We start from the raw sequence: 25,240 nt of genomic DNA, 5'->3' as shown, positions 1-25,240 counted from the left end.
TTAACAGTAAAAGACCTCATTAAGAGGTCTTCTTATATTCCAGCGTTTTTGTTTTTGCATTATAGTCCAGCACCGCTTTTTCGATAGCTCCCTTGATTTGTTCCGGGGTAATCGGTATGCCAACTCCTGCCGCCCGTTTGGATAGGCGGGAAAATGCTTCGTTATACTTTTGGCTACTTGGCATATTGTAAAATTCTTTTTCAACGACAGAAAATACTTCGCTGGCGATTTTTTGAACCATTTCAATCTGCTTCAGAGATTCGGTTGTTTTAGCCAATGCTTTTTTGCTTTCAATGTATTCATTCCATTTGACTTCAAGCAGAGAAAGTGTGCGAAGGAATATTCGTGTCAGCATACCGACAACAGCAATGGCGATAATGACAAGCGCTTGATTTACGTAATCTTGCATTAGATAGCCCCCTCTTGTTTTGGTGGATACAGAAGTACGGCCTTGGCGTTTTCAAGGCTTGGTTCGTAGAATACCCCTACGCCTGCTGGAACAAGGTCACGCGCCTTAATATAGGCCGTGTTGTCGATCAGCAGCGTATCAAGCGGCGTTCCGCTTAGTACGACCTGCTTATCTTGGAACGTCCATAGGGCGCCGAGTATGGTCAGTACGGACCTGGCAGGGACCCAGCTTATTCCTTCCTTGATATAGCCGGGATCGGGCAGCTTCTCTGTGCCGATTACCGTTGTGATTGGAGTAAGTCCCGGGTTCGCGGTAGAAACGTTGTACGTGACGCCAAAGAATGCGCAGGAACCTTGGACAATAGCTTCTGCAAACGTATCTTGGAACTCTTCAGTCATGAGGACAGCTTCTTCCTTGGGATTACTGAGGAATCCCGGCTCGAGCAGAATGGCTGGCATCTTCGTTTTTCGCGTCACCGATAAACTTTTTTTATTGACTTTACCATCTTTGAAACATGTTGCTTTCAGTACATACGGATGGAACATGGTAGCAAAGTCTTTGCTTATGACATTCGTGTAATACGTCTGTGTTCCTTGGGACGATTTAAAAAAACTATTTGCATGGATGGAGATAAAAGCGTCTGCTTTCGCTTCATTAGCTATTTTGGAACGGTCTGTAAGCTTGATGAATACGTCTGTGCTGCGGGTTAAGATAACTTTCACTTCAGGGATGGATTTAAACCGTTCTGCAACTTTCAGCGCTACAGACAAATTGAAATCCTTCTCCAACTTCTTTGTGCAGCTAATCGCTCCTGTGTCCTTTCCGCCGTGTCCAGCGTCAATTACTACGGTTAGCTCGTCCATTGTCTTCCTCCTTTGCTGGGATCCCCGGGCGGTGACCGGCTGTGATAAGGTCGATGATGTAGTTGAGTTCTTCGCTGCCCGTTTCCTTGATCGTTTGGTACGTCCATACAACCTCGTTGGCTGCCATTTTGCACCACCTAATAATTCGATTTGTTTCGTTGCCCATTTACGCCAGTCCTCATTTTCATCAGCCAAATACGGGAAGTGATCAGCCAGAAACTTGCGGAACATCTTCATTCCTGACCGTTTACCCACGGCGTAGACAATATAAATCAAGAGTGCATCCCACTTTAACGTGTCAGCGCTCTTGTAAATGAAATATGATACGTCATACAGCAGGTCCAAGAGATTCCACAATATCTTCACCACCATAAAGGAACATGTCGCGGACTTCCGGCCCATGAAAAAGCAGTATCAGATGTAGGAGTTCATCCGATACTGCTGATTGTTTGTATTCTGATTCGTCGAATTGGATCATTTGCTCACCTTGTTTTCCATAATATAATAAGATCAACAACATTACGGAGGGGTAAAAATGACATATTTTGCGTATTCCGTGTACGGTATTCTCGGAATCTTCGCTTTGCGATTTGTATTTTGGGAAATCCCGATGATGTGTTCAAGCTACTGGAAAGGCGTGCTTTATGCCATCGGTGGGATTTCCCTGTTAATCGGCGTTTCGTTCCTGTTTACCCATTACTTTTTGATCGGCGTCATGCTTACGATTACTGCTGCAATTGTTTTATTTTGTCTTCGATCTTTGTGATTTCCTCATACTTTTTCTTCTCACTCATGGCAGGATCTTTTTGAATCTCCTTGATCTTGCGCCGGTTCGTCTCAATCGCCCGTTTCATCATGGCCGCGTCATAAAATCCCCCTTTGTCCGGTGCAGCAAGGTACTGCTTCGTCTGTTTCTCACTTAGCGGTCTGCGGTCGTTTTTGTAATACTCTTGACCGCTGCTGGTTGCCGGTGCGCCAAACAACAATCCCCTGCTGATTTCGGCTGGGGTTTTTTCGATTCCGAATTTGAGTTCCTTTTTCTCATTCTTGATGCCGGTAGTAAGCACGTTTTCGGTATACGCACCGCCGCGAAGAATGGCGTCTGCCCCGGTGATGGTTTTTTTGATCTGATTTCCGCCAAACGGGAGGACCATTTTAAACAGCGGATCTTGAATTCCTTTGGTCAGTACCAGACCTTCACCAAACCGCGTCGGGTCTTTGTCTCCAAACAGTTTTTCACGGCTAGGTAATTTTATCCCGTACAGCGTGGTTCCGTTTTCCGGGTACATGGACGCTGCCGACTGTCCAAGCGGAAGGTTAGATAAGACTTCACCGCCGAGTCTTCCGGCCCGTTCCAATGGTGATAAATCGTCTTCCGTCGCTGCTGTATAAATGGCGTCAATCGGGTCAAAAGCTACACCGCTTCCCGTTACTTTCTCCATGCCCTTGTTTAACAGGAAGTTGGCCGCGAACAACGTTGCAATCCCCACAAAATCTTTTTCGCTCACAAAGTCCTTCATGACTTTCCATAGATTTGCAACTTCCAGTTGGAACGGAGCAACCACCTGGAACACCTTGGACTTTTGAAGCAAAGGCACTTCCCCAATTCCCCGGCCAGCTACCAAGCGGCGGGTATGTTCATCCGCGTATTTTACCGCATCAGTCACCTTAAGAGACTTTCCTTTTGCATAGGCCGAGTTCCAGACAAACGAAGTACCCACGCGGTCTGAGGTTTCCATCATCCATTCCGCAAAGCGCTTGGGTTGCTCTAAAATTTTGGTATTGAACTGCCGGAAGTCTTTGCCGATATAGCGTTCTCTCATAAAGATAGATCGTTGCATAGCTTCGTTCGGCTGAAATATGGACTGTACGGTACGCGCGGCTCCTTCCGCGCTGTGCTGCTTGGCAAAGGCCATCCCTTGCGGAATGTTAGCGAACTGTGAGAGCGTGGATCGAACATTCCCAAGAATCACATTGGCCTTTACACGGTTATTGGCCCAACTCAGCACTTGAAGGGTCTTTCTTCCGCCAATTTCCTCCACCCACCGGTCAAGCGGTGATGTTTTACCAGAAAGGTCATTTGCATAATTGTTCAGGAACTTGATGAAGTTGTTCACGTTCCGCGAATCGGTTGTCTGCTCGGCCAAGTTCTTCGCCAGCGTCCGGAATACGTTGATCTGTGGGTCGATATGCATGGCGTAGGAAGCAGCTGGAATGTATTCGAGGAATCCGCCAACGGCATCATTTTTAAACTCCCCGAGACCGCGCTTTTGTTTGAAGCTGGCCCACTTGCTTTTCGGTTCGGTGAACGGCGAAATACCGGATAGCTTCGGGTCAATCTTAGATGGAGTTTCAAACATGTTCTTCAGCCCCGAAAGCCCGTTTAACTCCCGAAAGTGCCGATAGTAGTTCTGCCGCTTCGGTACAATCTTATCCGGGCGAGTCGGGTAAATATTCGCCACCGTCTCGTTTACCTGATCCAAGAGAGAATCGTATTTATTCCGAAACCATTGGTCGGCTTTCACAATGTTTTTCCAGTTATTTGGCGCTTGCTGTTTCAGTTCATCCAGCGTGATTTGTCCTTCTCCGTACTTTTGTACCAGTTCAGACGATTTGCTTCCCTTGCTGATGCCAAGTTTCTTCACGATGGTTTCATGAAGTTCTTTGGTCAGGTTCTTTTGCGTGTCGACATAATAACGCTTTGCTTCATCAAATGGATCTAAGATCGAACGTTTCACGGAACTGAAGTTCTTTCCGAATACGTCACGGAAGTTACGGTACACGTCCGATGTATTCAACCGTATGTTGGAAAGGTCTTTTAACTGGGTTGCGTCCATATCCCCAAGACCAAGTTCTTGCTTCTCTGCGGAGAACTTCAGGTCCTTGTACATCGGCTTGGCTTGTTTGAAGATTTCTTTCACATGCGGACGGATTTCTTCACCAAACTCCCGCACCATCGTTTCCGTAAAGTCAGCCAGTTTAACCGCGCCTTTCATCATGTATCCGGCTCCGAGCTTGGCGTACTGCGCGTAAATATCGACAGGGTTTGAAGATAGACGGTTTCGGCTCTTGGCAAGTTCCGCCTTAGCCTGTGCAATCCAATCGTCAGCGACAGAGTTTAATTTGTCTCTTACCCGAGGATGCGGCGTTTCATCAACATTCAGATTATCCAGTTCATCCAGAGAATCCGCAGGTTTCGGTTCTTCTGCGACTCTCGAGGGAACCGATTGGTTTTGCATGCTCGGCGCCGATTCCTCTACCGCATTTCTTCCGGCTCCCGCACGTTCATTTCCGAGTTGCAGCAAATAATCAATGTCGTCCTGTGAAGGTTGTTCACCTGCTGCGGCCCGAGCATCAATCGCTTGTTCTCTCGCTGTTAGGGGAATCGGATTCTCTTTGGCCTGTGGCGGTTGTGCAATCGCAATCGGCTCGGTTCCCGGTGCTAGGCTGGAACGCTCCGCTGCAGCCGCTTGCCGCGCTGTTCCTCTTCCTTCGGGAAGCGCGAGAATTTCCGAGATTCCCTGTTCGGGAATATGTTTTCGCTGCAGTAGCTTCTGCAGTCCCGCGCCCACTCCGCTTATCGCCAGGTCGCCAGCGCCTCCAAGTGCAGCGGAATATCCGATATCCTTGGCACGCCCCGCAATGGACTGTTGTTTGCCGTTTAGCGCCTCCCCGACCTCCACGGCTCCTTGGAATAACGTTCCGCCTGCCGCGCCGCGTGTGAGGGTCTGGATGGCTTTAGGAGCATTCTTCACAAGCGGATTCACCAAAGCGCCTCCCGCTTTCCATGCCGCTTCCCCGGGGACCAGGGAACCGAGAATATCCGCGACCTTTCCGCCATTGACGTTTTCGGCGCGGTCGATCTTCTCCTGCGTGGCTTTTCGTGCTTCTTCCGGACCAATATGGGTAAAGAGCCGGTCAATCGCTTCGGTTCCGCTAAAGGTTGCTGCCGATTTCATTCGGTCGGTAAAAGCATTGAATCCGTCCACCGCGTCCATAAACTTATTGGTTTTCTTTGGATCAGACTTGGTTTTATTCAGGTCTACGCCGGTTGACTGCTTATAGGTCTGCACTGCGCCGGGGTCACCGGCGACAGCGCGAGAAAGGGTGGAATGCAGCGGATTCATGTCGATCATCCCGCCGGTTTTCTTGTACAGGTCAGGCATGGGTGTTCCCTTGGCTTCTTCGGCCATCTTGACCGAGTTGGCCCTGAACGCATCTGAGCGGCTTGTAATTGACTTTTGCTCTCTTTGATTCGTTTTAAGTGTCCCGTTCAGCGCTTGTTTCTTGACTTCCTCTGCTTTTTTTCGCTGATTGGACACAAACTGTTCATACCGCGACGCCATACGGCTTCACCTCTAGTACCATTTATTTTTATCCCAGAATTTCAGAGCTTTGTAAGGATCTCCATATCGATCCACGACATACTGAATACCATTAACCGCTTGCTGGTAAGGGTCGTTCCAGTCTACTTTTCTGCCGCCATAATTAGCACGGGTTCCATCCAAGAATTGAAATAACCCGGACGCTGAAGATTTAGGGTTCTTCGCGTTCGGGTTATACGACGATTCTCTCGCGACCAGTTCCTCAAGTGGCTTCTGCCATTCAGCCGGTTTACCTGAATTTTTCAACGCGCTTGCAATGGCTGCTGAAGCAACGGCATAATTCTTTGGATTGGCCTTCGCAGCCTTTGTAGTTTTGTAATAGTTGGTGTACGCCCCGGCGTCACCGGGGCTTTTCAGTTTCCCGAGGATACCCCGTACTTTTTATCAAATGAAGCAATCTCTGCTGGAGTCAGGCCAAGAACCACCATAGCTTGTGAATCCTGACCATCAGGCAATCCCATTGCCATAGTCTGCTGATAGATCCTCTCCTTGGTAGCTGGATCGTTAGGAATACTCTTAGCTCCAGTTGTAGGATTTTCTACGGTAAAGGATTGTCTTAATGCGTCAACGGCTTGGTTGACTGTCATTCCGTTATACTTCGGAGTCGTTGCGGCAGACGATTTATCACCATATTCTAGCCATGCTCTGGAATTCTCGTCCTGCTGAATGCCAAGCGTCGCTTCTCGATAAGCTTGGTCGTTATCGGTTTGGAGCTGCTGAAGCGCATAATTAAGGCCAAACTGTTGAACATCTTCATCAAATTTCGCCTGCCACTGGCTGTCAGTGATTGCATCCCGCGCTTGCTTATAAGCAAATTCTTCAGACCATTGCTTTTCATTGGTGTTTTGCTGACGTGTCAGTAATCCTTGATTAAAGTTCGTGTTTTGTTGGGCCGATGTAAGCGGAGCGTTCGGGTTCTGCGATTGGCGAATGTATCCGCTCCAATCCGATTGCGGATTTAGAACTCGTCCCGTAGCATTCATGTAGATCTGAGCCGCATTCACGTTAGCCTCTCTGTTTTGCGCGTCTAGTTGTTGGCCTTGAATCGTGCGGATCATCGGCGTGGCTTGGCTGGCGATACTGGAATTCGTGTCCGCTCCGTACTTGCTGATATCCACGCCCATTTGCGAAAGCATCGCTCGGATTCCGTTGGCCTGGTTGCTCAGTTTCGTACGATCCGCAGCGGTGATTCCCGGTGATTCGGCTTGCTGCTTCAGGCCCATAAGCTGGTTCACTAGGTTCTGCGCCTCGTCTCCGCCTGGAATGTATCCGGTACGGTCAGCTCTGGCGTTCATATTGTCGATTCCCCGCTGATCTTCTTTGATGTACGTATCTGCCAAAGCGCCATAGTTGTTAAACTGCTGCTGCTTCATGTTTTCCTGGTCCATGTATCTTTGATACGCCTGCTGCATGAGCTGCGGAACCACCTGTGTTTCCACGTTTCCCATTTCCTGCGAAGCGATTTCGCCCATGCGGTCACCTGTGATCGTGCTGTTTAAGATTCCGCGCCGGCTCATTTCGGCCTGCGCCGCGGAGTTTCCACTTTGGATGTTGCCCTGCGCCCGCTGCAGTGCTGCTTGATACGCTGGATCGGACTTCGGGTCGTAGGAGAACGGCGTAACTTCCCTGGTCGCAATCTGCCGCATGAGGTCCAGGTATTCAGAAGACTGCTGATTGTTCGTCTTGGTCGGAGTAGACACAGGCCTTGGCGCGGTCTCCGTGTTACCTGATGCGGCTTTCATCACTGGTGGTTTATAGCCTAACTGATTGTTCAAATACTTCTGCTGGGCAGTTACATCCAGCCCCTGCGCCTGCCGGTCGGCAATGACTTTAAGCGCCCGCTGCTGTTCGTTTTGCACATAGGTTGGGTCGGTGTTGATTTTAAGCTGATTTTGCGCCATTTTCTTCTTCGCATCGACAGTAGCGGTATTATAATCCACCACTCCATTTCCCGGTGCTGCCATATCCTCACTCCTTTGCAATAGAAAAAGGACCCCGGTTGGAGTCCTTTGTTATAATGTCGTCAATTGGGAGATAGTTATTGTGCTTGTAGCGCTTCTATTTGTTTTTCCAATTCATCATATTGTGCTTTTAGTTCGTTTATTCTTTTTTCATAATCTTCGTATTTAGATTTCAACTCTGCATTGTTTCTATCTCGCAAAAGTTGAATGTAAATCGGATTGCCTTCGATAGCTAGATTTACAATTTCACCATGCAATTTAATTGCCTGTCTCTTCAGTTCTTCAATCTGTGACGTATTTGTAGAAGGAGTTTGAGATGTTGTAGTTGATATAACTGTATTTTCTTGAGTTGTCACATTTTGTTCCTCCTTTTTATTAAGTACCACTGTTTTCCCGGAAACAGAAACATTATATCCTGCGGCCTCTCCGATCACTCGAACCGGGGCATAGCTTTTACCATCAACCGCGATAGCCGGGACTGTTAATTTCTGACCGTCAACCGTAACGGTGTATTCAGTCTGAATTTTCTTTCCTATTTGAGAAACAGAATCCCCAAATGCCTGAACAGAAACCATTACTAAAGCGCCTGCGATAAATGATGCGACAATTTTCTTCATCCCGTACACCTCTATGTTATATTTTGGCATTAGTATAACATTTAATTTTGAGCGTGGGAATGACCTGGTATTCCCATCCATGTCCACGTAGTTACACCATCAGCGTCTAGTAATTGAGTTCCGATGGGTATTCCTCCGTTGGCTGAACCTGAAATGCTAGTTGACACTCCTTTGTCGGCCTTCGATGCAAGTGCATCTGCAAGAGTTTGGCTTTCTGCACTACTGTATAGTTGTCCGAAACCAGGTATATTAATATAATCTAAAACTCCCGTTCCACATACAAGTTGTAATGACCCATTCAATGTTCCTATAGATAAATCAAGAGCTGATATCATGGCAGAGAAACCAAATCCAGATAACGGACCAAGAGATAATGACACGTTACCATCCTTACGAAAAACAATAGTAGGTTCAGTAGTAATCCCAGGTTCAATGGTTACCGAGTTATCTGCATCCGTATACACCGCGATCAAGTCCCCATCATCATTCAGCTCAGCCCGAGGATAGGCCCCGTTACGCGTAGCGATATAGGAACCGAATATCTGCACAGACTCAATGAGCCCGGATATGATATGACCCAGGTTCGCGGTGATGGCCGACAGTTCACTTACATTGATTTTCTCGGCGGTGACCGCATCAGCCTGGATTTTCTCGGAATTGATGGAATCAGCCTGAATCTGAGTAGCGGTGACGGAGTCTGCCGCCATCTGCTGCGCCGTGATCGATCCGGCCACAATTTTTTCCGCGTTCAGTTCGTTAATGTTTCGCGTGTCCAAATGTTCCAGAAGCCACGAAAGTTCCTTCACCATCTTGCCGACAGCGTTCTTCAGTTCATCTATGGTTTTCAAACCATCAGTGTTGGGTAGATTAACGGATGCCACTATGCGTTCCTCCTTGATACCTCGCGCACAATGCGGTGTATTTTGACTTTTCCCGTGCCGTATAGCTTCAGACGATACCACGTTTCCGGAGTGCGGACAATCACTGGTATTCGTGTGCTCCGAATCTGTCCGGTTCCATTCGCAATGGTGCTTACCACGTTCCAGTCAGACCCTTCGGTTCCTGCGGCGTAGGCTATGTTTAATGTGGACCCAACCTCGATGTCCGCTATGACCCATACTCTATTAATCGACTTACGGACGGTTTCGTCTCCCTCGGAGAAAGGTTTTGTCTCAATGGACCAACTGATGGCGTTACCGGCTTCCGTATCTCCACCAGCTTGCACAATGCGGCCATCGGATAAGGCCATATACAGCGTTTGACCGTCCAGGTAGTAGGCGGTTGCCACTAAGCTGCACGGCCACCAGCGACCGCCTTGAAGGTCGTATTTCAGTGTGACATTTGGTGTTTGTGCGCTTCCTGTAACAAGGGAAAGATACAGGAAGCGCGCATCTGTACCCGCTGTGCAGTGATGCGCGTAAGCTTGGTTGATGGATTCGATATACTTTTTTACCGGTTCGCTGATCTTGGTCGGTACTGCGCCGCCTCCGTAGGCATACACCCCATCAGCAGCGAGCCAGTATAGTGCTGAATTGGTCGGAACAATGGAGCGATCCGACACGCAACCGACACCGTAGGGCTGCTGCATCTGGAAGTTGGTCGAATCTTCACCATACAGTTCGTGCATCGTGTACTTTTTGAACAGGATAACGTGATTGCTGTACGCTACAAGTCCGGTCGGCTTCTCTCCGTCTGGCGTTTCAACGGTGATTTTACCCGTTCCCGTGTATTTGTCAGTGCTGGTCCAGTCCGCAGCGTCCCGAAGTCCTGAGTAGGAAAGGAGATTATCGCTGCGATTCGACAAGTAGAACCGGTTCGCGTGGGTCGTAAGGAAGTCACTGCCAGCAGGCGCACTTCCAAGCGCGGTCAATGTGGTTCCGTCCCACTGCTGAAGCTGCAGGTTACCGTCGATGAAATACATTTTGCTTCCATCGAAGAACATGGCCGCGTCCCACAGTCTTTCATTGTTGGTGTTTCCGTGGTCGTATACAGCAGTCCATGATGATCCAGTGAACTTGTACAGCCCGTTTCCATTGCCGCAGTACCAAACACCAAGGAACTTGAACAAGCGGTTTACGTAGCCTCCTGGAACGCTGTGAAGTGAATAACCGCTTACCGTCTGTAATGTGGGATAAAGCAAAGAGTCCATGTTCACCGCAGCGGTACACTGACCGTCTGCGATTTCGATGGACTCTTGTGATTGGTTTATTCCGTCTGCCAAGGTGACAATGACGGGCTTTGCTTTATCGGGATTAGACGCCCATGGCTGCATGAGTTTCCTCCTTTCTTATGGCACAGTATGGTCCTACTTTGGTAATTCGTCGATGAATTTCAACAGTAAATCTTGAACAAGATAATCTACGTCTTTTCCATTTTCATCTTCCCATTTTTTAAGTTTATCACTTTGTTCATCAGATAGACGTATCTCTGTGTATATACGGCAGTGACCTATTTTAATGTAGTGAGTTTCTCCTACTATCTCATTTCCTGTGAATGACAACACTTGGTCGGCGTCATTTTGCGTAGACATGTCCTGTGAATTGATGATTTTATTGTGTCTTATCAACACTAATTACCTCCTACACATTTATTTTACTTGATCTTTGATTAAACCCATGCAGTTCCTGTCCAAAATATTTTCGTTCCAGTTGTTGTGTCATAATATAAGTAACCAGCATCGTTTGCGGTTAATGTCGGTCTTTGCGCTGTCGTTCCCGTACCGCATCCGTAAGCCACCCATGTTCCTGAACCAGTAGCGTTAATACATTTCCAGCGATCAATGTTTCTCACTAATGTAGGCGTAGGATTTTCGCAAATGTCTCCTACAGACCACGTTCCACTTGTAGGGGCGGAATTTGACCTCGTTACTTTTTGCGTACCAATACGCTGTAAATAAGTTTCTGTAGAAGCATCAAGTCCAGCAGGGGTATTGTTGACATAATCGTTGTCCGCGATGGTATTTTGCAGGGAGGCATTAACGAAAATGTCGTTAGTCGATCCGCTAAATACGTTGTTTGCAATCAAATTCTTGGTGTAAGCAGATGTAATCCGTCCTCCGTATGTTGCATTTGTTTTAAATGTGTTTCCTGCAATGATATTGTGATCCCCGCCGCTTATTTTGGATTCAACCGAAAGCATGTATAGCGCAAGAACGTTATCTCCTGAAGGATTGTTGATTTCAACGGTATTACCCATAATTGTGTTATAAGACGGGAAGATGTTTTGTCTAGATGTAAGCATCACCCCTGCACGGTACGTGCCGAATACCGGAATGCTTCCGTCTGAGGTGATGACATTTCCGATAATAGACGAATGGTGCGTATCACCTTGGATATTGAGTCCGACCAAAGCGAAGTTTTCAATTCGGTTACCAATTACAGTACAATAAGGTGCAGATCTTATGTCAATACCTGCGCTGGCAGTTACGTTCCGGATGCGATTGCCTATAATAGTTATGTTTTTAGAGTAGTCGGTAGCAGTTGAAGCCTGCTCTAACGTAATTCCGTTTCCACAATCATTAATGGCGTTCAGCGCTACGGTTGTTTTTGTACTTACCCGTTTTAATCCGATACCACCGTTCGGGAAATTCGTGATTCGGTTATATGATATTACATTTTCATACAGATTCGAACCATTAAGACCATCGTTAACATAGATTCCCAAGTCACGACCCAAGTCAATCCGATTACCAATGCACAAACTGTTCTTTGCTCCGGAAAACATAATCCCTGAATCAGGTGCATCATATAAGTTGCAATTGATGATATTCGCATTCTCACCGCCGAATGTAATAATATCAGCAACCAAAAAAGTAGCGTTATTCGCACCGTTTCCGTCAACAATCAGATCAACACATGCAACGTTAGAGAACAGACCTCCTAGACCATCCATGTTATGAATGATGTAATAAGAGGTAGATGAATTAACACAAACTCCATCTCGAAGCTTCAGCTTTCCACCAAAACTAACAAGGCGTACATTCGTTTTAAGCGTAATCGCCGTAAACAAATATTCCCCGGGAGGAACAATGACTGTTCCACCTCCTGCATTGTAGGCTGCGCTGATCGCATCACGGATATAGTTTGTATTATCAGAAAGTAATTCTGATGCCCCGTAATCACGGATGTTATATATAACATCCTTCCACGTTTTACGGTTCACCTCTCCACTTCGGAACTGCTGTGCAATTAATTGCGAGGCATTACTCATATCAATCCCCCCATGACATCTTCAATAACAGGGTAATCCGGTGTTTCGTCATTGGCCTTCTGGAACTCCTCAATAAGTCCGTTATACTTTGCTGTGTAGTTATTGACCATTGCCACATCATTGAAGTTCTCAGCAATCTGCACCAATGCACCATAGACAAGAAGCATATGAAAGTCTTCATCCAATTCCGGAGAAACAGATAGGTCCGAAGTTGTCAGTTTGTAAGGCTCCCGGTTGTAAAAGATGGTCAGTCCACCTATGTTATCCTCTGTTGGCGTGGGGTATATACCAAGTTCATCACCGTCTGTGAAGTAATAAAAAGGTACGCCAGCCGTTTTTTTTACATCTTGATAGATATACTCGCAATCATTTACAAGCACATCTATGACGCTACTACGGGCGCAAGGAAGGGAATAGGAAAACACATCAGATATGATGTCATCATTCCACATCGTGTTGATCTTGAATGTAGTGCGGAATAACTCAACTTGAATCTGGTTGATCTTACGGATCACACTGTCATTGGACAGGCCATGCGGGTATTTTTCGGATATTTCATCCAGAATCTCTTGAAGATTCATGTTATCACCCCTTAATAGACAAAAAGGCCCCGGAATGGGGCCGTTGTTACATCACTTTGACTTCTTGTTGTGTGCTATTCTCGATGCGCTGGGTTACAGCGCGTGTGCGTGTATAGGAATCCTGGTAGATTTCCGCGATGGCCTGCGGAACTTCCACCTGTACTCCGCGTGGTACGGTATAGACTACTCCGTTAAATCCAATAGGAACTACTTTATCTCCGGGGTTTTGCGGATCGTCAGGAATGATGATGGACACTTTCGGCATAGCCTTAAGTTGCTCCGCCGCCGTTCTTTCTGCTTCTGCTGCCAACTTTTCAAGGGATTCTCTTGCCATAATATTGCCTCCTTAAATTAAAAGGGAGCCGTTAGGCCCCCTCATTCAGATGATTTATAACGATGCTCCGGATTCGTAACGGATGATTGCCAGTTCCTGCAGTCGTGCCACCGTGAACGCGCACTTCCAAGCAATTGTATTGAACTGGTTCAGTGGGTCAGCAGATCCAGCAGAACCGGCAGGATGCACGATAATGTCCGGTTTCATGCTGCCTTCGATGTCCGGCAGGCCGTAAGCGCCTTTACCGAGGAAGATGGTTCCGTATACGTCAGCAGCCGCGGCGCCTGCGCCTGCAAACTTCACGCCGTTATCCACTTCCATGAAGTAAATGCCGTACATTTTACCCAGCATACCTTCTTCGCGGTTTTTGGTGTCCACGTAGGTGTTTTGGTCTTTCCATTCCTGCAGCTGCATGATGTCCATCGCCACGTCTGTATGAACGAGGGCCACATAACCAGATCCCCCGCCAGGAAGTTTAATCTCTTTGACCTTGTTGCGCTTCATGGTGCGTCGTACTTTCAGGATATCAGCAGCCGTAATCTTGTCGGTAGCAGCTACGGTCACGCGGGAAGTGCGTCCAGCCGCATACACCACGTTCGTTCCGGCAGAGAGTACATCCCGCACAATAACATCGATGGATTCACCGGCGTTTTCGCCCATTAGCCCAGCGGCTTCCGTCAAAAGCGGATCATAGCCGGTCATGTTGATGAATTCAGAAATCTTCGTCCAGCTTCCGTATTCGGAAACGGTAGCCGTGATGGACACAATGTCCAAGTTTACACCGTCCGGCGTTACGCCTTCAGTGAGGGCCGTAGTGGAAACGGCCAAGGAGTTCAGTCGGCGGAAGTTTGTGGTTGCGCCTTTACGCTTAGGGATGGCTTTCTTTTCGCCAAATTTGGTCCATGTGAGTTCCGGAAGCAGTCTTTCGAGCATTTCATCTTGGAAAAAGGTATGTTGCTCGGCGGTTAATGCGTTGACTCCTGCTGTGGCGTTATAGCCTTGTACGTTTGTCGACATTTAGTTTACACTCCTTTAGTTTGGCCGCGTTTCACAGCGTCTCTAAAGGCTTTCCGCTCGGCTGGAGACATGGACATATAGCCCGTTGCCGTATCCGGCGAATCCGCCCCTAAAGCGCCGGTAGAACTGTCGGCGTTTTGTTGTAGTTTTCGGATCGCTTCTTGCTGGGCTTGCTGCTGTGCGGTTTGGATACGGGAATCATAGGTAACAATCTTGTAGGCATCCTCTAGGGAGTACCCGCGCTCAGCGGCAAGGTTAATCACCTGCGCTTTATGCTGCGTGAAATCGGGATAGGAGGCGGCGTCCGCTTCCATGGATGCAATTTGCTGTTCCACCTGACGAATGGCGTCGGCTTCAGCTCGTTGCTGATCTTTCTGTTTAAGCTGGTCTAACTCGCTTTTCAGCGGTTGTACATATTCACGGATTACTTCTTCGGGAACGCCAAGCCGATCCGCTTCCTGTTGGATTCTGCGGTCTGTCTCGGCCTGCTCCAGGGCTTCCATGTACTGTTCGTGCGTTTCAAAGCCGTAAAACTTGGCGGTGCGGTCAAGAATCTGCTGATAACGCTCGGCCTCTTTGGCTTTTTCGGACACCTTATCGTAATTCAGTCCCTTTTGGACCCAATTCGGCACCTCATCCTCTGGCACAAAGCGTTCTTCCTTGTTGTACTTGACCTTTATCCCTCTAGGCTCTTCCTGTGGTGGGGAAGTCTCTACGGGAGTTTCTATCGACTCAGTCACCGTTTCGGTAACAGGTGTTTCTTGCTGTTCAATGCCGCTATGGTTGGCGGTTTCTTCCATGGGTTAAACCTCCTTGCTCTGTGGTAGGAGCAAATTTGTGTATGAAAAAGGGCAAAGGATTCTCACCCTTGCCCTGTGTAGCTAGGCCATCATGGCCGGCGGTGCTTGCTGCGGTGACATCGGAGCCTGCCCCATCATCTGCGGCTGCTGCATGATGATTTGCTGTAGGAACATCATCTGCTGATCCGGCGGCATGGCATCAAACATAGCGCGTTCTTCCGGCTGCATGCCGTTTACGACCTGTTCCATCTGTCCGATGATACCCTTCTTCTCTTCGATCTCCTTCATTAATCGGTCCCGGAATGGAACCACGGTACGCGGGGCGTACTTGAGGTACTGCTCATACGTGATATCTCCACGGTCCAGCGCCTTATCCAGACTCGATAGCATCAAAGACTCAGAATAGGTCGAAGACGGACCAACGTCGATTTTAAGCGTAAGCTCCGTTCCATGGTACTGCGAACCATCGAACATTGCCGGATACTCTTCTCCGTCATCATCTTTCAGCGTAACTTGGCGCGGGAGATTGTATTTTACCTTCCAAATGTCCTCCCATATGCGGCCAATGTCCTCCACCAAACGGTAGAAGCGGCGCTTGATGGACTCAATAGGGATTGCCGATGCCTTCTGCAGAAGCATAATAGCCGTGGCGTTCAGGTCTGCGCTGGGAGCCGACCCTGTCGCGGCCTCATCTGCTCCGGTCATTTGCCGGGTATACATGAGGATAGATTCCACCAGATTAGCGGCAACTGCGCTGATATTGCCTGGGTTCATGTATTTTACACCCTCGCTCCCTGGCGGCGAGTGATCTTCGATCATCTCCCCCGGCGCATTGGTGACCTTACTCGGGTCAATCGCTCCCTTTTTATACAGCAGCTTGGGCCAGCCGGTCAGCTGTACCGATAGAATCTGCATAGCGACCAGCGTATTAATGGCCTTTTGGTTCGGAATCAACCCTTCCGTGTCTCCTATGCCGAATATGGACTTCTTCCGGCGCTCCCACTGCATGACTGCTACCGGATACAAGGAAAGCATGGTTTCCGTTGCCTTCTTGATCGTAAGGCCAGATGCAGACTTGGCAAACATTACCTTGCCGCCCTCTTTCCAGTAGCGCGTTAGCACGGTAACTTTTCCTTCATCGTTCAGTTCATCCTTAGCCATGTCGTAGCCTTCATCCTGCGTATCCTTATCCGGCTTGATTTGGGATACCATTTCCTTACTCATGCCGTTGTTCTCCGCATATTCCCGCACACTTTTCACCGGTTCCCGGCTGGATATGAGGATATACGGCTGTCGCTGTACATTCCTCTGCTGCGGATTTCCGAAAAAGATGTTCATAGGGTCGATGATTTCCCCGACCATTTCCCCGATAAATGGATACTGTGTTCCGCCCTTGATGCTCATATCAAAATAGTAATGCCAGATGGCGGTCCCGGTGTTCGCGGCAACGTCTAACCCTTCTTCGTTCAGCTCATCCTGCTTAATTCGCTCCCAGGTAGCGGAAGCGTATCGGCTGAACAGGTCGCCAACATCGGACTGCGGGTCCGTTTCGTCCATTTCCTCATTGCTGAACATCATGTTAATCTGCTCGCTCATGACGTTTGCTACTTTGTGCGTCTCGATCATCTTAATGAGGTTGAATACGGGACGCGGCAGCGCTTTGGTGCGGTTTGTGACGGGCGGCCACTGATCACCGGCCTTGAAGCGTTCATACTCGGGCCATTTGTCGAGGAATCCCATCTTTCGTTTGTACGAGAGTCCATCTTTATGCTGCCGCTCCATTTCACCAGCTAACTTGTCTAGCGTTTCTTCCTTCACCTATTCACCTTCTTTCGGTCCGCCAAGCCATTCGGCTACGACACTTTCAATATCCTGCTTTTGTGCAGGGGTTAACGGCTTCACTTCACCGATTAAAACCCGCATCTTCTCATTGATAAGAGCAATTGTGCTTTCTTCCAGGTTCGGTAGTTTGAGCAAGTCGCCCAATTCTTTGACGTCTACCATGCGATGTATTCACCCCCGGTTGGTTCGTCTGTACGGAATGGGAACGGCGTAACTTTCTTTTCTTCCTGCGGCAGTACGCCGTTAAAATAAATAAAGCGATGGAGCGCTTGGCTCATCGCGTCTACTTGATCATCATGTTTACCATTCGGGAAGCTTGCTGCTTCTTCTACAAAGTCCTGTATCCAGGATGTGCGCGGCAGAAATACGTTACCAGACTCGATATAAGCAGACACCGCGTTTACCCTTGCCACCTTACCACCTTCAGGATTAACGGCCACTATGCCTCCAATCTCGCGGTGTAGCGTTGCGATAATGGCTGAACCGTTTGCTTTGTCCTCTATAAGCTTCCAGTGTGCTTCTGGATACTTCTTTACCACGTTGCGAATGGTTTGTATGGTAGCCGGGAAATTCATCTTTGCCCGCACCTGATCCACCAGATACATATTGGCCTGTACCTTTCCCCACACCTGTATAACAACGAAGTCACTGGTGTCCTCGTCCTTGAATGTGGCATCGACGCTAATCAACATGGAGGCGAATGGCGGTGGTGAATCGTAGTACCTCCACCAATCACGCTTAAGCATGTTTCCGTCTGCTGCTGAAGGTCGCTGCTGATAAAGCGCATTGAACACCCGGGAACCAACATCCGTCCGGATTTGCTCCATGCGTTCTCTATCAAATCCTTGCTCAGGCCACAACGGTTCACCTTCAGGCCGATGGAGGTAATCGTCTTTCTCCGCGAGTGCCGGGAAGTTAATGACCGTCCATCGCTCTCCCTTGTGAACGCCCTCTTTGATCTCGTCAGCCTCTTTCTTTAGCAGTCGTCCTACTAGATCATCCTCGTGCCAGCGCGTCATTACAACGACAATACGACCGTCAGGAGTTAAGCGAGTGTATAGTGTGGATGTGTACCAATCCCATATTTTCTCTCGCATAGTCTCACTGTCGGCCTCTTCCGCGTTTTTAACGGGGTCATCAATGATTGCTATTCGTGCGCCCTTACCTGTGATTGGACCGCCTACACCGGCTGCATGTAAACCTCCACGATATCCACTGGTTCCCCAAGACTCTGCAGATTGGTTATTCCTGTCCACCTCAACCTCGAATACTCCGGTGTTGCTGGTCAGTGTATCCCTAGCAATACGCGAGAATCCACGGCTCAGGTCAACGGAATAAGAGGCGAGTATGATTTCATCGTCTGGATTGCGTCCAATGTGCCATGCTGGAAACTTACGGCTTACCCTTTCTGACTTGCCGTGACGCGGAGGCATAGTCACGATTAATCGCTTGAGCTCACCGCTTGACACCTTCATCAGCGTTTCGTCCAGTACATCTAGGTGCTTTCCGTCTTTGTCACGGTATTCGCTGTCATAGTCGACAAAATAAGAGAAGTCAGCATAGGCGCGGGCCTGTCTGACTTCTTCAAGCGTCGGCAACCTTGCCAATGAGGTTCTCAAGGTTCTTCAACTCCTCAGGTGAAAGCTTCTTAAGATCTTGTTTAAAGGTCATGGACCCGTTTATGTTCGTGTTTGCTGTAGGGTCACCTTTCATCAATGCCATCTTATCGTACATCGTGCCGTTGTATGTGCTTAGCTGATTAAGTGGTATTTCTCGTTCTCCGTCTAAGGCTTCTTTGATCATCTTATTCCCTAGCTCAATACCATTGATAAACCCTTCCCAAATCCTAGTGATCACTTCTTGCTTTTTATCTTCACGAAGTTTCTCGAAGCTTTCTTTTTCTTCGGGGTTGCTTTCTACCTCTTTTGCAATCTTCTGCACCGTAGACCATGAAACGCCAAGCTTCTTTGCTACATCGTTTTTATTGTCGCCTAAGACAAGGTGAGCCTTGATCTGTTCTTTCAGTTCGTCAGTTAGCTTCTGTCCTTGCTTAGCCATAATCTCACCACCTTTGCACTTAATTACGATATAACACCCGTAAATTTTGAGACTCGATGATCATATAACAACGTAAATACGTTACTTTTGGTTGATTCTACCGTAATTTTTACCCTGAACATGTACATGCGTCTTGGTTTCAACCGCCTTGTAACCACATTTACATTCTCTGGTGAACGTATCATCCGTGATTTCAAGCTTTCCCTCACCATTTCCGATGTTGCTGTTACCACAGTCTGGGCATGTAGCGTACTTCTTCATAAGTTCTACAGTTTCTGGTAGGTTCATATGGTTACCTCCAATCTATGAATGTCCCCGTATATAGGAGATACATCAGTATGAGTAGTAGATATAGAATACGTTCAGATCTAACCATCTTATCCGGCCCCCGTTTCACTGGGATTATTCGGTCTGACTCGATGGCGCTTCGCGCAAAACACAAAAAGAGCAACGGCGTATACCGTTACTCTATCTGCTAGATGTGGGCAAAGATTTGCACCTTGCATGATTGAATTTGACCTGCACCGTACGCAATCCGCGCTACTCTGTAGGCGACCAATCTTACAGACGTCCATATGGACTGTAGTCTAAGCGTCTACCTATTCCGCCACCACATCATATATCGCAATCCACACCACCGAGTCAAAGGAGCGAGTCTGTCACCTTATCGGTGTGTGGTTGTTGCTAAAAGGTAGCGCCGACCCGTAGCAATCAGCGCTGAGTTCAGGAGTAGATATTCAAGGGATGAAGCGGCCAAGAAACCGAGTGGGCGGCGACTGCGCATTTAGCTACCGGCGCCCATGCCCGAGTTTCTTATGATATTATTTTATCATTTCCCGTGATGCATTTGTGTGCAATAATGCGGCATTCATGAAGTGAGATAATCTTTGTATGCTTCCGTCCATTTGTCTAAAGTTTCTTCCTCTTCGGCATATCCTATGCCATCTTCCAAATCTACATAATAAACACCGTCTTCCGTTACATCCGTAACAGTAAATTCAAATACCCACCCTTTTTCGTAACCAGTATACGTTTCTCCTTTTTTATATTTCATCACGCAGGCTCCTTAAATATCCAATTGCGGTCAAACATGTGGTCGAAGTTATTTATTTCCCGTTCTTCCTCCGCCATCGGATGCAGCGCTTTTGCTAGACTATTAATCGCCTCTGTATGCCATCTCCCGACCGTTGTACGATCTTTATGAAGAATAGCTGCAATCTCCTTCAGAGACATTGTATTGCGTTCCAGATACTTTCTCATGATTACCGTTCGTTGGTCATCGTTTAACACGTAGTCTACTGCCCCTCGTATGAGTTTGACAATCCGGTTGTAGCGCTGCTGGTCCCATGTGGTTAGGTTTCTCATTCGCTCCGTGTATATCAGCGGTTGCCTTTCCACTTCTGGAGGTTCTCCACACATCATCGCCGCATACTCATACGACCTGAAGTTCTTCAGCAGCTCAGTCACTTGGTTGTTGTCCATGTTCTCCCTCCTCCTCGATTAATTCATACCTACTCGCTGGCTCCCACAAAATCCAACCTAATATGTCATCACATATTCTAATGCGGTTAAGAACCATTGGCCGAAAACCTGCGAAACGATATTCAACGTCAACCACAATACCGGTAAACCAGTGAGAGTCTTTTCGCCTTACTTTGTCTCCTCGTTTCATGATCATGAGAAGAAAAGGCAGCTTACGCCGCCTCCACCTTTGTCCCAAATACCGCTAACTCAAGCGCTTGGAGTCTTTCTTCAACTGTTTTATCTGCCACTGGTGTACCAGCGTCTGCTTTATCCAGTCCACCGGCTGTGCTGTCATCGCCTTGAAATGCCGGCACCGTTACAGGATGTTCCTCCATCGCCACAGGCCCGTTGCTATCCGCACCCACATGTTCTGCTTCTGCTGCTGCTTGCTTGGCAAGGTATTCGGTTCGAAATGTAGGTGCCTGCTCGGCGGTCACCACCCTGTATTTCCCTTTCATGTCTGATGGATTTTCAGGATCTCCACTCAACTCGAACCATGTAATCTCAATTGTTTCATCCGTTGTAGCCAACTCAGCAAGATATGATTTGTGACCATCATCTTTCCAACGAACATTGTAGATAACAGGTTTAGACTCTTCTTCCTTACGACGTTCTTCAAAGAATCGTTCTTTTGCGTCTTTCACCTCAATAACATTCGCCGCAGCCGATGCACCAACAGCGATTTGCTTTTGCAGGTCATCATTCCAGCTTTTAGCCTGTTCCAGTTGTTTGTTTGCATCTTCCAATGCCGTTGCCGCTGCATCCCGTTTGCTTTCCACATCGGTAATTTGCAGTTTTGCTGCGCTCAGTTCAAGCGACAAACGACCGTTTTCCTGCGCGGACGCATCGTATTTTTCCTGAATCTTTGCATTTTCCGATTCAAGAGAAGCATTCTTTTCTTCCAGATCCTTGATCTTAAGTAGCGATACCTTTTCCCGTTCAACCACCGCAGCTTCAAGCATCGAACGCACATATTCATAAGACGCTTGGGCTTTTTCTTCAGTGAAGTTAAGGAACAATTCTTTCGTCGGCACTCCAAAATCCAGATTGTCGAAGATATAGGCGATTTCTTTGGTCGATTCCGCGACTCTTACCTCGTGCTGGGCCTCAATCTCTGCCGTTTTCTCTTGCAGCTTTTGCGCCTCGATTTGCTGCGTCAACTCATGTATCTCCTGCTCAAGATTTGCCACTTTTGTGCCGTTTTTGAGCGCTCCGCGTTGGTTTTCCACGTTCAATTCGTACTGAAGCTTCTCGATATTCGACTGAATCTCTGTTATATCCATTTGTCAAGTCTCCTTTTCGTCCGTATATATTCTATTACTCTTATTTTACCATATTTCACGGATGTATTGTACTATTTTCGTAGTTTTTTAGCTTATTTTACGCACCTTTATTTTCTCGGTCAGGTGGTCTGCCTAGAATTTTATATTCATCGTCGCCAAACGATCTTTTTGGCTCGTAGAGCGATCTTTCTATCTGATAGTGTATTTGTGTGTCCAACGGTAGAATAACGCCTCTACGCCGTCCATATTCGTCCACGAGCCACATTGACGAGCCGAAGTTAACCCAGCACATTTTCATAGTCAGACCTCCTTTATTTCAAGATCAGGGTATCGGTTGTAGAATAGCTTTTTCCGCAGTGCGTAATCCCGGGTAATGGCTCCCTTGGCATCCTCTATTTCCTGGTGTCCGTCTGCGTATGTAACCAGGAAGTCGGCCGTGTATTTGATAGGTTGTATCACCTTCCCGGTACGCTTGTGCTTGAATTTATCTATCAGTACGTATTGTGGATGCAGCTCTATATCCTTGACGATCCCAGCACGTTGTAATAGCAGAAGTTCTCGATAACGGTTTGCCTCTCTCTTGCTGTCGAAGGTTATTCCGTTGACCTGCGTCTTTCTGGCTCCAAACTTGTTCTTTGGTTTAGTCGCCATTATGGATTACCTCCAGTTTGTCTAATCCGAAATGTGCTTGCGTCCGGTAGAAAGTGACGTACACCTCGTTTAATTCGTTCCGTTTCGTTCTTACTTTTCCTTCACCGTATTCTGGGTGATCTTTATGCCGCACTTTATCCCCCGGCTTGATGTCTGGCTGTACTGGTGTGGGGTCAAAGGTGCCGGATTCAATGCGTTCGATGTAGTTTTCAAGCGCATTGACCACTGGATGGACGTCATATCCCGGGTCGGCGTCGCGCAGTAGCACGTTCACCCTGTCTTTCATTGCCTTCAGAAGTTTATCTGCTGATATTAAACGTTCACTCATTGCTTGTATCCTCCCCTGGTAGGTTGATAGGAGCGTAATGAGTGACTTTCGGCAAGACAACATGATCATGACAGGTAATCCATATTTCCGGGTCCCGGTGCTTGTATGCCGTGCAGATCATTGATTCCGGTTCATCTTCCTCTATAACGAGATATTCCATGTCGTGAGTCGGCGGATTCGCCGGGTCATACTTGATCCAATTGATCATAGGTTTGTTGTTCCTTTCTTTATGGGGAGCCAGATAAGCCATAAACCCTTATCCGTCCCCCGTTATCACTGGGATTATTCGGTCTGACTCGATGGCCTTCGGCCCTAATGCATCACTTGGCGTACTCAGCCGCGATTGCTTCCATATAGCATTTCTTGCAAACCTTTTTATGCTGGAGAGATTCGGGGAACGGGAATACCCTACCTTTCTTGTAAATGTCCCGTTCTTCACTTCCGCACTTTTGGCACGGTTCATATAGTATTTCACTAGAAGTGTAAGAAGGTTCAAATTCAACATACACCTCAAATTCTGTCTCGCATTCTTCGCACTCATGGTCAAATGTGTTGTTGCTCGACAATCCATCAGTTAAAGCATGAGACATGTCATTCTCGTGTCCGCAGTACGGGCAATCTACGGTATCACTCATATCCTCTTCTCCCCCTTAATCTATTCCATCAATTCTTGTGCATACTGAAGTTGTTCTTGCGTGATTTCAACATTAACTGGCTCGTAGTGTTCGCACACTGCACAAAAGTCCAGCGATATAAACGGATCTGGACCCCACTTCTCTGTAAGTACACGTTTTAACTCTGCATGCCATTTTTTATGTTCTTCAAAGTCCTCGGCTGTAGGGGCAAGCTTATCTTTGCGGATAATCATGTAGCCGTTCTGGATATTGTCCAAAGTAACGTCCAGATTTTCATCGTCCCAATCTCCGACATCAGCATTTGCTGCAAGGTATCTTTCTGTATTCGTCTTGTTGCGCATCACCATTACTGTTACTTTGTCCATTCCTCTTATCCCCCTTATACCTCTAGTAGTTCTGGATTCTCGTAGATGTTGCCGATGACTTCAACGTCTTCCGTCCAAACTTCCAAATAACAAAGTTCTTCGCTGACGTTTGGCACTGCTTCAAATCCGAAGCAACCGTCTCTGAACACTACCTTCCGTCCATATCCATGACCTAAATAGGCTTTTACGCCGACCACATCCCCTTCACAGATCTCCCGGCCGTTCTTGTCCTTTAATCCGGTGTATTGCAACAGAACGATATTTCCCTTCCGATGCTCTTCAAATGGATCTTTATATGACTCTACGCCGTTCATATCCTCCATATATGGGACAATATCGCCGTCCTCATCCTTCACAACCCATGCCCGGAACTTAATCTCTCTCACGTGTATCCTCTCCCTTTGGGGTCTCTGCCCCCTTATAAGTTAAGTCCAGCCAATAAAGATGCTTTGCCTATAGCTTCTGGCGCTGAATTTATATTCTCTACAAAATCTGTATAATTCCATCCGACACTCCACTTGCCATTGTGACGCCCAATATTAAAGTCATGCCACCGTTGTTTCATCTTCTCTAACACTTCCCATGCTGCGGATATGTCCGTTGAGTAATGAACATGTGCGACCATCTCTAATTCAAATATCTGGTTGCAGATTAGTTCGTCCAATTCCCGCCCCGGCTCCATCGCCAGTATCTCTTCCCTTGTGAGTGTCATTGGTTATCTCCTTCCTCACCCTTGCCTATGGCCTCCAGGGCCATCTGAGTGATGCCGTAAGACAAAACGTGTGAGTAGTTACGGATTATTGCGACAAGCACGTTCTCAGCAGCGTAGAACTGTCTACGGGCCAGTTTTACATCAGACACCAGTTTAGTAATATCTCCCCGTACAGCCATGCTGTTGTGCTCTGGTTCAATGCTACGGCCTTCCCCATCCGTGGACATCGTTCGGTATTCCTTACTGAGTTCATCCAACTGCTGATTTGTAAAATATGCGTTCATGATCTATTCGCCCTCCTTGGGTGCTGGGGTATCTGGGTAAAGGGTGGATAACACGTTTTCGAGTGTTCTCATTGCAGCTTGTCGATTATCCCATGCATCGAGGCTAATCCATGCGGACTGCGCGGCCTCTTTCAGCCGTTGTTCCCGGGCCTCTGCTGCATCAGCACGGGCTTTCTCGGCTTTTGTACGATCGTTTGCCTTAGACACTATACTGAGCATTTTTCCGTAGCTTGGCATCTTCACTATGGGTGTTTTGGTCATTGGGGGTTTACCTCCTCAACCACTTCAACAGCAGATAAATTCCCATCTTCATTACGCCACATCCGGCATACGTCGAACGGGCTCCACCTAGCTTCTTTGTCGTTATACTCTACTTTTCTGG

General features: G+C 47.6%; 32 protein-coding genes. 1 reads left to right on the top strand and 31 read right to left on the bottom strand.

Going from position 1 to position 25,240, the window contains the following annotated elements:
* Positions 1–19: 19 nt before the first annotated feature.
* Positions 20–409, bottom strand: coding sequence for a phage holin, LLH family (locus EH198_RS16545; RefSeq protein ID WP_124696632.1), 390 nt, complete (start codon positions 407–409; stop codon positions 20–22).
* A complete protein-coding gene (locus EH198_RS16540) occupies positions 409–1,644 on the bottom strand; it encodes an N-acetylmuramoyl-L-alanine amidase family protein (RefSeq protein WP_185702931.1) in 1,236 nt (411 codons plus the stop codon). The genes EH198_RS16545 and EH198_RS16540 overlap by 1 nt, the downstream gene beginning before the upstream one ends.
* Positions 1,645–1,807: 163 nt before the next feature.
* Here EH198_RS16540 and EH198_RS16535 point away from each other — a divergent pair, with 163 nt between their 5' ends.
* On the top strand, positions 1,808–2,038 hold the full coding sequence (locus tag EH198_RS16535; protein ID WP_124696630.1) for a hypothetical protein: 231 nt from the start codon (positions 1,808–1,810) through the stop codon (positions 2,036–2,038).
* On the opposite strand, the gene EH198_RS16530 is transcribed toward EH198_RS16535, so the two are convergent.
* The 29 genes from EH198_RS16530 to EH198_RS16390 all read right to left on the bottom strand — a co-directional run bounded on the left by EH198_RS16530 (position 1,998) and on the right by EH198_RS16390 (position 25,119).
* Positions 1,998–5,618, bottom strand: coding sequence for a hypothetical protein (locus tag EH198_RS16530; protein ID WP_124696629.1), 3,621 nt, complete (start codon positions 5,616–5,618; stop codon positions 1,998–2,000). The genes EH198_RS16535 and EH198_RS16530 overlap by 41 nt on opposite strands.
* A gap of 12 nt (positions 5,619–5,630) precedes the next feature.
* Positions 5,631–5,903 (bottom strand): aggregation-promoting factor C-terminal-like domain-containing protein, encoded by a 273-nt coding sequence (locus EH198_RS16525; RefSeq protein WP_185702930.1) that lies wholly within the window; start codon positions 5,901–5,903, stop codon positions 5,631–5,633.
* Positions 5,904–6,010: 107 nt separating this feature from the next.
* Complete coding sequence (locus EH198_RS16520) at positions 6,011–7,621, bottom strand: hypothetical protein (RefSeq protein WP_124696628.1); 1,611 nt, start codon at positions 7,619–7,621, stop codon at positions 6,011–6,013.
* Positions 7,622–7,695: 74 nt separating this feature from the next.
* Positions 7,696–8,235, bottom strand: a complete 540-nt coding sequence (locus tag EH198_RS16515) for a stalk domain-containing protein (RefSeq protein ID WP_124696627.1) — start codon at positions 8,233–8,235, stop codon at positions 7,696–7,698.
* 41 nt (positions 8,236–8,276) lie between these two features.
* Positions 8,277–9,116, bottom strand: a complete 840-nt coding sequence (locus tag EH198_RS16510; RefSeq protein WP_124696626.1) for a hypothetical protein — start codon at positions 9,114–9,116, stop codon at positions 8,277–8,279.
* Entirely contained in the window at positions 9,116–10,507 is a 1,392-nt protein-coding gene (locus EH198_RS16505) for a hypothetical protein (RefSeq protein ID WP_124696625.1), read from the bottom strand. Before EH198_RS16505 ends, EH198_RS16510 begins: the two co-directional genes overlap by 1 nt.
* A 33-nt stretch (positions 10,508–10,540) precedes the next feature.
* On the bottom strand, positions 10,541–10,801 hold the full coding sequence (locus tag EH198_RS16500; RefSeq protein ID WP_124696624.1) for a hypothetical protein: 261 nt from the start codon (positions 10,799–10,801) through the stop codon (positions 10,541–10,543).
* Positions 10,802–10,842: 41 nt separating this feature from the next.
* A complete protein-coding gene (locus tag EH198_RS16495; RefSeq protein WP_124696623.1) occupies positions 10,843–12,444 on the bottom strand; it encodes a right-handed parallel beta-helix repeat-containing protein in 1,602 nt (533 codons plus the stop codon).
* Positions 12,441–13,025 carry a phage adaptor protein gene (locus tag EH198_RS16490; protein WP_124696622.1) on the bottom strand — a complete coding sequence of 195 codons (585 nt, stop codon included), beginning with the start codon at positions 13,023–13,025 and terminating at the stop codon, positions 12,441–12,443. The genes EH198_RS16495 and EH198_RS16490 overlap by 4 nt, the downstream gene beginning before the upstream one ends.
* A 46-nt stretch (positions 13,026–13,071) precedes the next feature.
* Positions 13,072–13,359 (bottom strand): hypothetical protein, encoded by a 288-nt coding sequence (locus tag EH198_RS16485; RefSeq protein ID WP_124696621.1) that lies wholly within the window; start codon positions 13,357–13,359, stop codon positions 13,072–13,074.
* Between the two features lie 54 nt (positions 13,360–13,413).
* On the bottom strand, positions 13,414–14,376 hold the full coding sequence (locus EH198_RS16480; RefSeq protein ID WP_124696620.1) for a N4-gp56 family major capsid protein: 963 nt from the start codon (positions 14,374–14,376) through the stop codon (positions 13,414–13,416).
* Positions 14,377–14,381: 5 nt separating this feature from the next.
* Positions 14,382–15,176: a hypothetical protein gene (locus EH198_RS16475; protein ID WP_124696619.1), complete on the bottom strand. Its 795-nt coding sequence runs from the start codon at positions 15,174–15,176 to the stop codon at positions 14,382–14,384.
* Positions 15,177–15,257: 81 nt separating this feature from the next.
* On the bottom strand, positions 15,258–16,994 hold the full coding sequence (locus EH198_RS16470) for a portal protein (protein ID WP_124696618.1): 1,737 nt from the start codon (positions 16,992–16,994) through the stop codon (positions 15,258–15,260).
* Positions 16,995–17,180, bottom strand: coding sequence for a hypothetical protein (locus EH198_RS16465; protein ID WP_124696617.1), 186 nt, complete (start codon positions 17,178–17,180; stop codon positions 16,995–16,997). It lies immediately after the preceding gene.
* A complete protein-coding gene (terL, locus tag EH198_RS16460; RefSeq protein WP_124696616.1) occupies positions 17,174–18,637 on the bottom strand; it encodes a phage terminase large subunit in 1,464 nt (487 codons plus the stop codon). Before terL ends, EH198_RS16465 begins: the two co-directional genes overlap by 7 nt.
* Positions 18,603–19,076, bottom strand: a complete 474-nt coding sequence (locus EH198_RS16455; RefSeq protein ID WP_124696615.1) for a hypothetical protein — start codon at positions 19,074–19,076, stop codon at positions 18,603–18,605. Before EH198_RS16455 ends, terL begins: the two co-directional genes overlap by 35 nt.
* 81 nt (positions 19,077–19,157) lie before the next feature.
* Positions 19,158–19,364, bottom strand: a complete 207-nt coding sequence (locus EH198_RS16450; RefSeq protein WP_124696614.1) for a DUF3797 domain-containing protein — start codon at positions 19,362–19,364, stop codon at positions 19,158–19,160.
* 580 nt (positions 19,365–19,944) lie between these two features.
* Positions 19,945–20,130, bottom strand: coding sequence for a hypothetical protein (locus EH198_RS16445; RefSeq protein ID WP_124696613.1), 186 nt, complete (start codon positions 20,128–20,130; stop codon positions 19,945–19,947).
* Positions 20,130–20,558: a sigma-70 RNA polymerase sigma factor region 4 domain-containing protein gene (locus EH198_RS16440; RefSeq protein WP_124696612.1), complete on the bottom strand. Its 429-nt coding sequence runs from the start codon at positions 20,556–20,558 to the stop codon at positions 20,130–20,132. Before EH198_RS16440 ends, EH198_RS16445 begins: the two co-directional genes overlap by 1 nt.
* A 212-nt stretch (positions 20,559–20,770) precedes the next feature.
* Positions 20,771–21,883, bottom strand: a complete 1,113-nt coding sequence (locus EH198_RS16435) for a coiled-coil domain-containing protein (protein WP_124696611.1) — start codon at positions 21,881–21,883, stop codon at positions 20,771–20,773.
* Positions 21,884–22,183: 300 nt separating this feature from the next.
* A complete protein-coding gene (locus EH198_RS16430; RefSeq protein ID WP_124696610.1) occupies positions 22,184–22,534 on the bottom strand; it encodes a DUF1064 domain-containing protein in 351 nt (116 codons plus the stop codon).
* On the bottom strand, positions 22,524–22,862 hold the full coding sequence (locus EH198_RS16425) for a hypothetical protein (RefSeq protein ID WP_124696609.1): 339 nt from the start codon (positions 22,860–22,862) through the stop codon (positions 22,524–22,526). Before EH198_RS16425 ends, EH198_RS16430 begins: the two co-directional genes overlap by 11 nt.
* Positions 22,855–23,070, bottom strand: coding sequence for a hypothetical protein (locus EH198_RS16420; RefSeq protein WP_124696608.1), 216 nt, complete (start codon positions 23,068–23,070; stop codon positions 22,855–22,857). The genes EH198_RS16425 and EH198_RS16420 overlap by 8 nt, the downstream gene beginning before the upstream one ends.
* Positions 23,071–23,182: 112 nt before the next feature.
* Positions 23,183–23,497 carry a hypothetical protein gene (locus EH198_RS16415; RefSeq protein ID WP_124696607.1) on the bottom strand — a complete coding sequence of 105 codons (315 nt, stop codon included), beginning with the start codon at positions 23,495–23,497 and terminating at the stop codon, positions 23,183–23,185.
* Between the two features lie 20 nt (positions 23,498–23,517).
* Positions 23,518–23,862 (bottom strand): hypothetical protein, encoded by a 345-nt coding sequence (locus tag EH198_RS16410; RefSeq protein ID WP_124696606.1) that lies wholly within the window; start codon positions 23,860–23,862, stop codon positions 23,518–23,520.
* 14 nt (positions 23,863–23,876) lie between these two features.
* Positions 23,877–24,248, bottom strand: a complete 372-nt coding sequence (locus tag EH198_RS16405) for a YopX family protein (RefSeq protein ID WP_124696605.1) — start codon at positions 24,246–24,248, stop codon at positions 23,877–23,879.
* A 32-nt stretch (positions 24,249–24,280) separates the two neighbouring features.
* The gene (locus tag EH198_RS16400) at positions 24,281–24,574 is read right to left on the bottom strand and encodes a BC1872 family protein (protein ID WP_124696604.1); all 294 of its coding nucleotides are present in this window, start codon (positions 24,572–24,574) and stop codon (positions 24,281–24,283) included.
* Positions 24,571–24,858: a hypothetical protein gene (locus tag EH198_RS16395; RefSeq protein ID WP_124696603.1), complete on the bottom strand. Its 288-nt coding sequence runs from the start codon at positions 24,856–24,858 to the stop codon at positions 24,571–24,573. The genes EH198_RS16400 and EH198_RS16395 overlap by 4 nt, the downstream gene beginning before the upstream one ends.
* Positions 24,859–24,861: 3 nt before the next feature.
* Positions 24,862–25,119 carry a hypothetical protein gene (locus EH198_RS16390; protein ID WP_124696602.1) on the bottom strand — a complete coding sequence of 86 codons (258 nt, stop codon included), beginning with the start codon at positions 25,117–25,119 and terminating at the stop codon, positions 24,862–24,864.
* Between the last annotated feature and the right edge of the window lie 121 nt (positions 25,120–25,240).

Origin of the sequence: Paenibacillus rhizophilus, assembly GCF_003854965.1 — a bacterium.
Classification (GTDB): Bacteria; Bacillota; Bacilli; order Paenibacillales; family Paenibacillaceae; genus Paenibacillus_AQ; species Paenibacillus_AQ rhizophilus.
The sequence above is the reverse complement of the archived record's forward strand: the minus strand, read 5'-3'. Positions and strand labels throughout refer to the sequence as shown.

Excerpts from the sequence above, each read along its gene's own strand:
- EH198_RS16435 (WP_124696611.1), bottom strand. The coding sequence starts at position 21,883 with ATGGATATAACAGAGATTCAGTCGAATATCGAGAAGCTTCAGTACGAA.
- EH198_RS16395 (WP_124696603.1), bottom strand. The coding sequence starts at position 24,858 with ATGAACGCATATTTTACAAATCAGCAGTTGGATGAACTCAGTAAGGAA.
- EH198_RS16390 (WP_124696602.1), bottom strand. The coding sequence starts at position 25,119 with ATGACCAAAACACCCATAGTGAAGATGCCAAGCTACGGAAAAATGCTC.
- EH198_RS16540 (WP_185702931.1), bottom strand. The coding sequence starts at position 1,644 with ATGGTGGTGAAGATATTGTGGAATCTCTTGGACCTGCTGTATGACGTA.
- EH198_RS16490 (WP_124696622.1), bottom strand. The coding sequence starts at position 13,025 with ATGAATCTTCAAGAGATTCTGGATGAAATATCCGAAAAATACCCGCAT.
- EH198_RS16480 (WP_124696620.1), bottom strand. The coding sequence starts at position 14,376 with ATGTCGACAAACGTACAAGGCTATAACGCCACAGCAGGAGTCAACGCA.
- EH198_RS16545 (WP_124696632.1), bottom strand. The coding sequence starts at position 409 with ATGCAAGATTACGTAAATCAAGCGCTTGTCATTATCGCCATTGCTGTT.
- EH198_RS16450 (WP_124696614.1), bottom strand. The coding sequence starts at position 19,364 with ATGAACCTACCAGAAACTGTAGAACTTATGAAGAAGTACGCTACATGC.
- EH198_RS16515 (WP_124696627.1), bottom strand. The coding sequence starts at position 8,235 with ATGAAGAAAATTGTCGCATCATTTATCGCAGGCGCTTTAGTAATGGTT.
- EH198_RS16410 (WP_124696606.1), bottom strand. The coding sequence starts at position 23,862 with ATGGACAAAGTAACAGTAATGGTGATGCGCAACAAGACGAATACAGAA.
- EH198_RS16420 (WP_124696608.1), bottom strand. The coding sequence starts at position 23,070 with ATGATCAATTGGATCAAGTATGACCCGGCGAATCCGCCGACTCACGAC.
- EH198_RS16535 (WP_124696630.1), top strand. The coding sequence starts at position 1,808 with ATGACATATTTTGCGTATTCCGTGTACGGTATTCTCGGAATCTTCGCT.
- EH198_RS16495 (WP_124696623.1), bottom strand. The coding sequence starts at position 12,444 with ATGAGTAATGCCTCGCAATTAATTGCACAGCAGTTCCGAAGTGGAGAG.
- EH198_RS16425 (WP_124696609.1), bottom strand. The coding sequence starts at position 22,862 with ATGAGTGAACGTTTAATATCAGCAGATAAACTTCTGAAGGCAATGAAA.
- EH198_RS16415 (WP_124696607.1), bottom strand. The coding sequence starts at position 23,497 with ATGAGTGATACCGTAGATTGCCCGTACTGCGGACACGAGAATGACATG.
- EH198_RS16530 (WP_124696629.1), bottom strand. The coding sequence starts at position 5,618 with ATGGCGTCGCGGTATGAACAGTTTGTGTCCAATCAGCGAAAAAAAGCA.
- EH198_RS16445 (WP_124696613.1), bottom strand. The coding sequence starts at position 20,130 with ATGAAATATAAAAAAGGAGAAACGTATACTGGTTACGAAAAAGGGTGG.
- EH198_RS16505 (WP_124696625.1), bottom strand. The coding sequence starts at position 10,507 with ATGCAGCCATGGGCGTCTAATCCCGATAAAGCAAAGCCCGTCATTGTC.
- EH198_RS16430 (WP_124696610.1), bottom strand. The coding sequence starts at position 22,534 with ATGGCGACTAAACCAAAGAACAAGTTTGGAGCCAGAAAGACGCAGGTC.
- EH198_RS16475 (WP_124696619.1), bottom strand. The coding sequence starts at position 15,176 with ATGGAAGAAACCGCCAACCATAGCGGCATTGAACAGCAAGAAACACCT.
- EH198_RS16465 (WP_124696617.1), bottom strand. The coding sequence starts at position 17,180 with ATGGTAGACGTCAAAGAATTGGGCGACTTGCTCAAACTACCGAACCTG.
- EH198_RS16520 (WP_124696628.1), bottom strand. The coding sequence starts at position 7,621 with ATGGCAGCACCGGGAAATGGAGTGGTGGATTATAATACCGCTACTGTC.
- EH198_RS16455 (WP_124696615.1), bottom strand. The coding sequence starts at position 19,076 with ATGGCTAAGCAAGGACAGAAGCTAACTGACGAACTGAAAGAACAGATC.
- EH198_RS16400 (WP_124696604.1), bottom strand. The coding sequence starts at position 24,574 with ATGACACTCACAAGGGAAGAGATACTGGCGATGGAGCCGGGGCGGGAA.
- EH198_RS16440 (WP_124696612.1), bottom strand. The coding sequence starts at position 20,558 with ATGGACAACAACCAAGTGACTGAGCTGCTGAAGAACTTCAGGTCGTAT.
- EH198_RS16485 (WP_124696621.1), bottom strand. The coding sequence starts at position 13,359 with ATGGCAAGAGAATCCCTTGAAAAGTTGGCAGCAGAAGCAGAAAGAACG.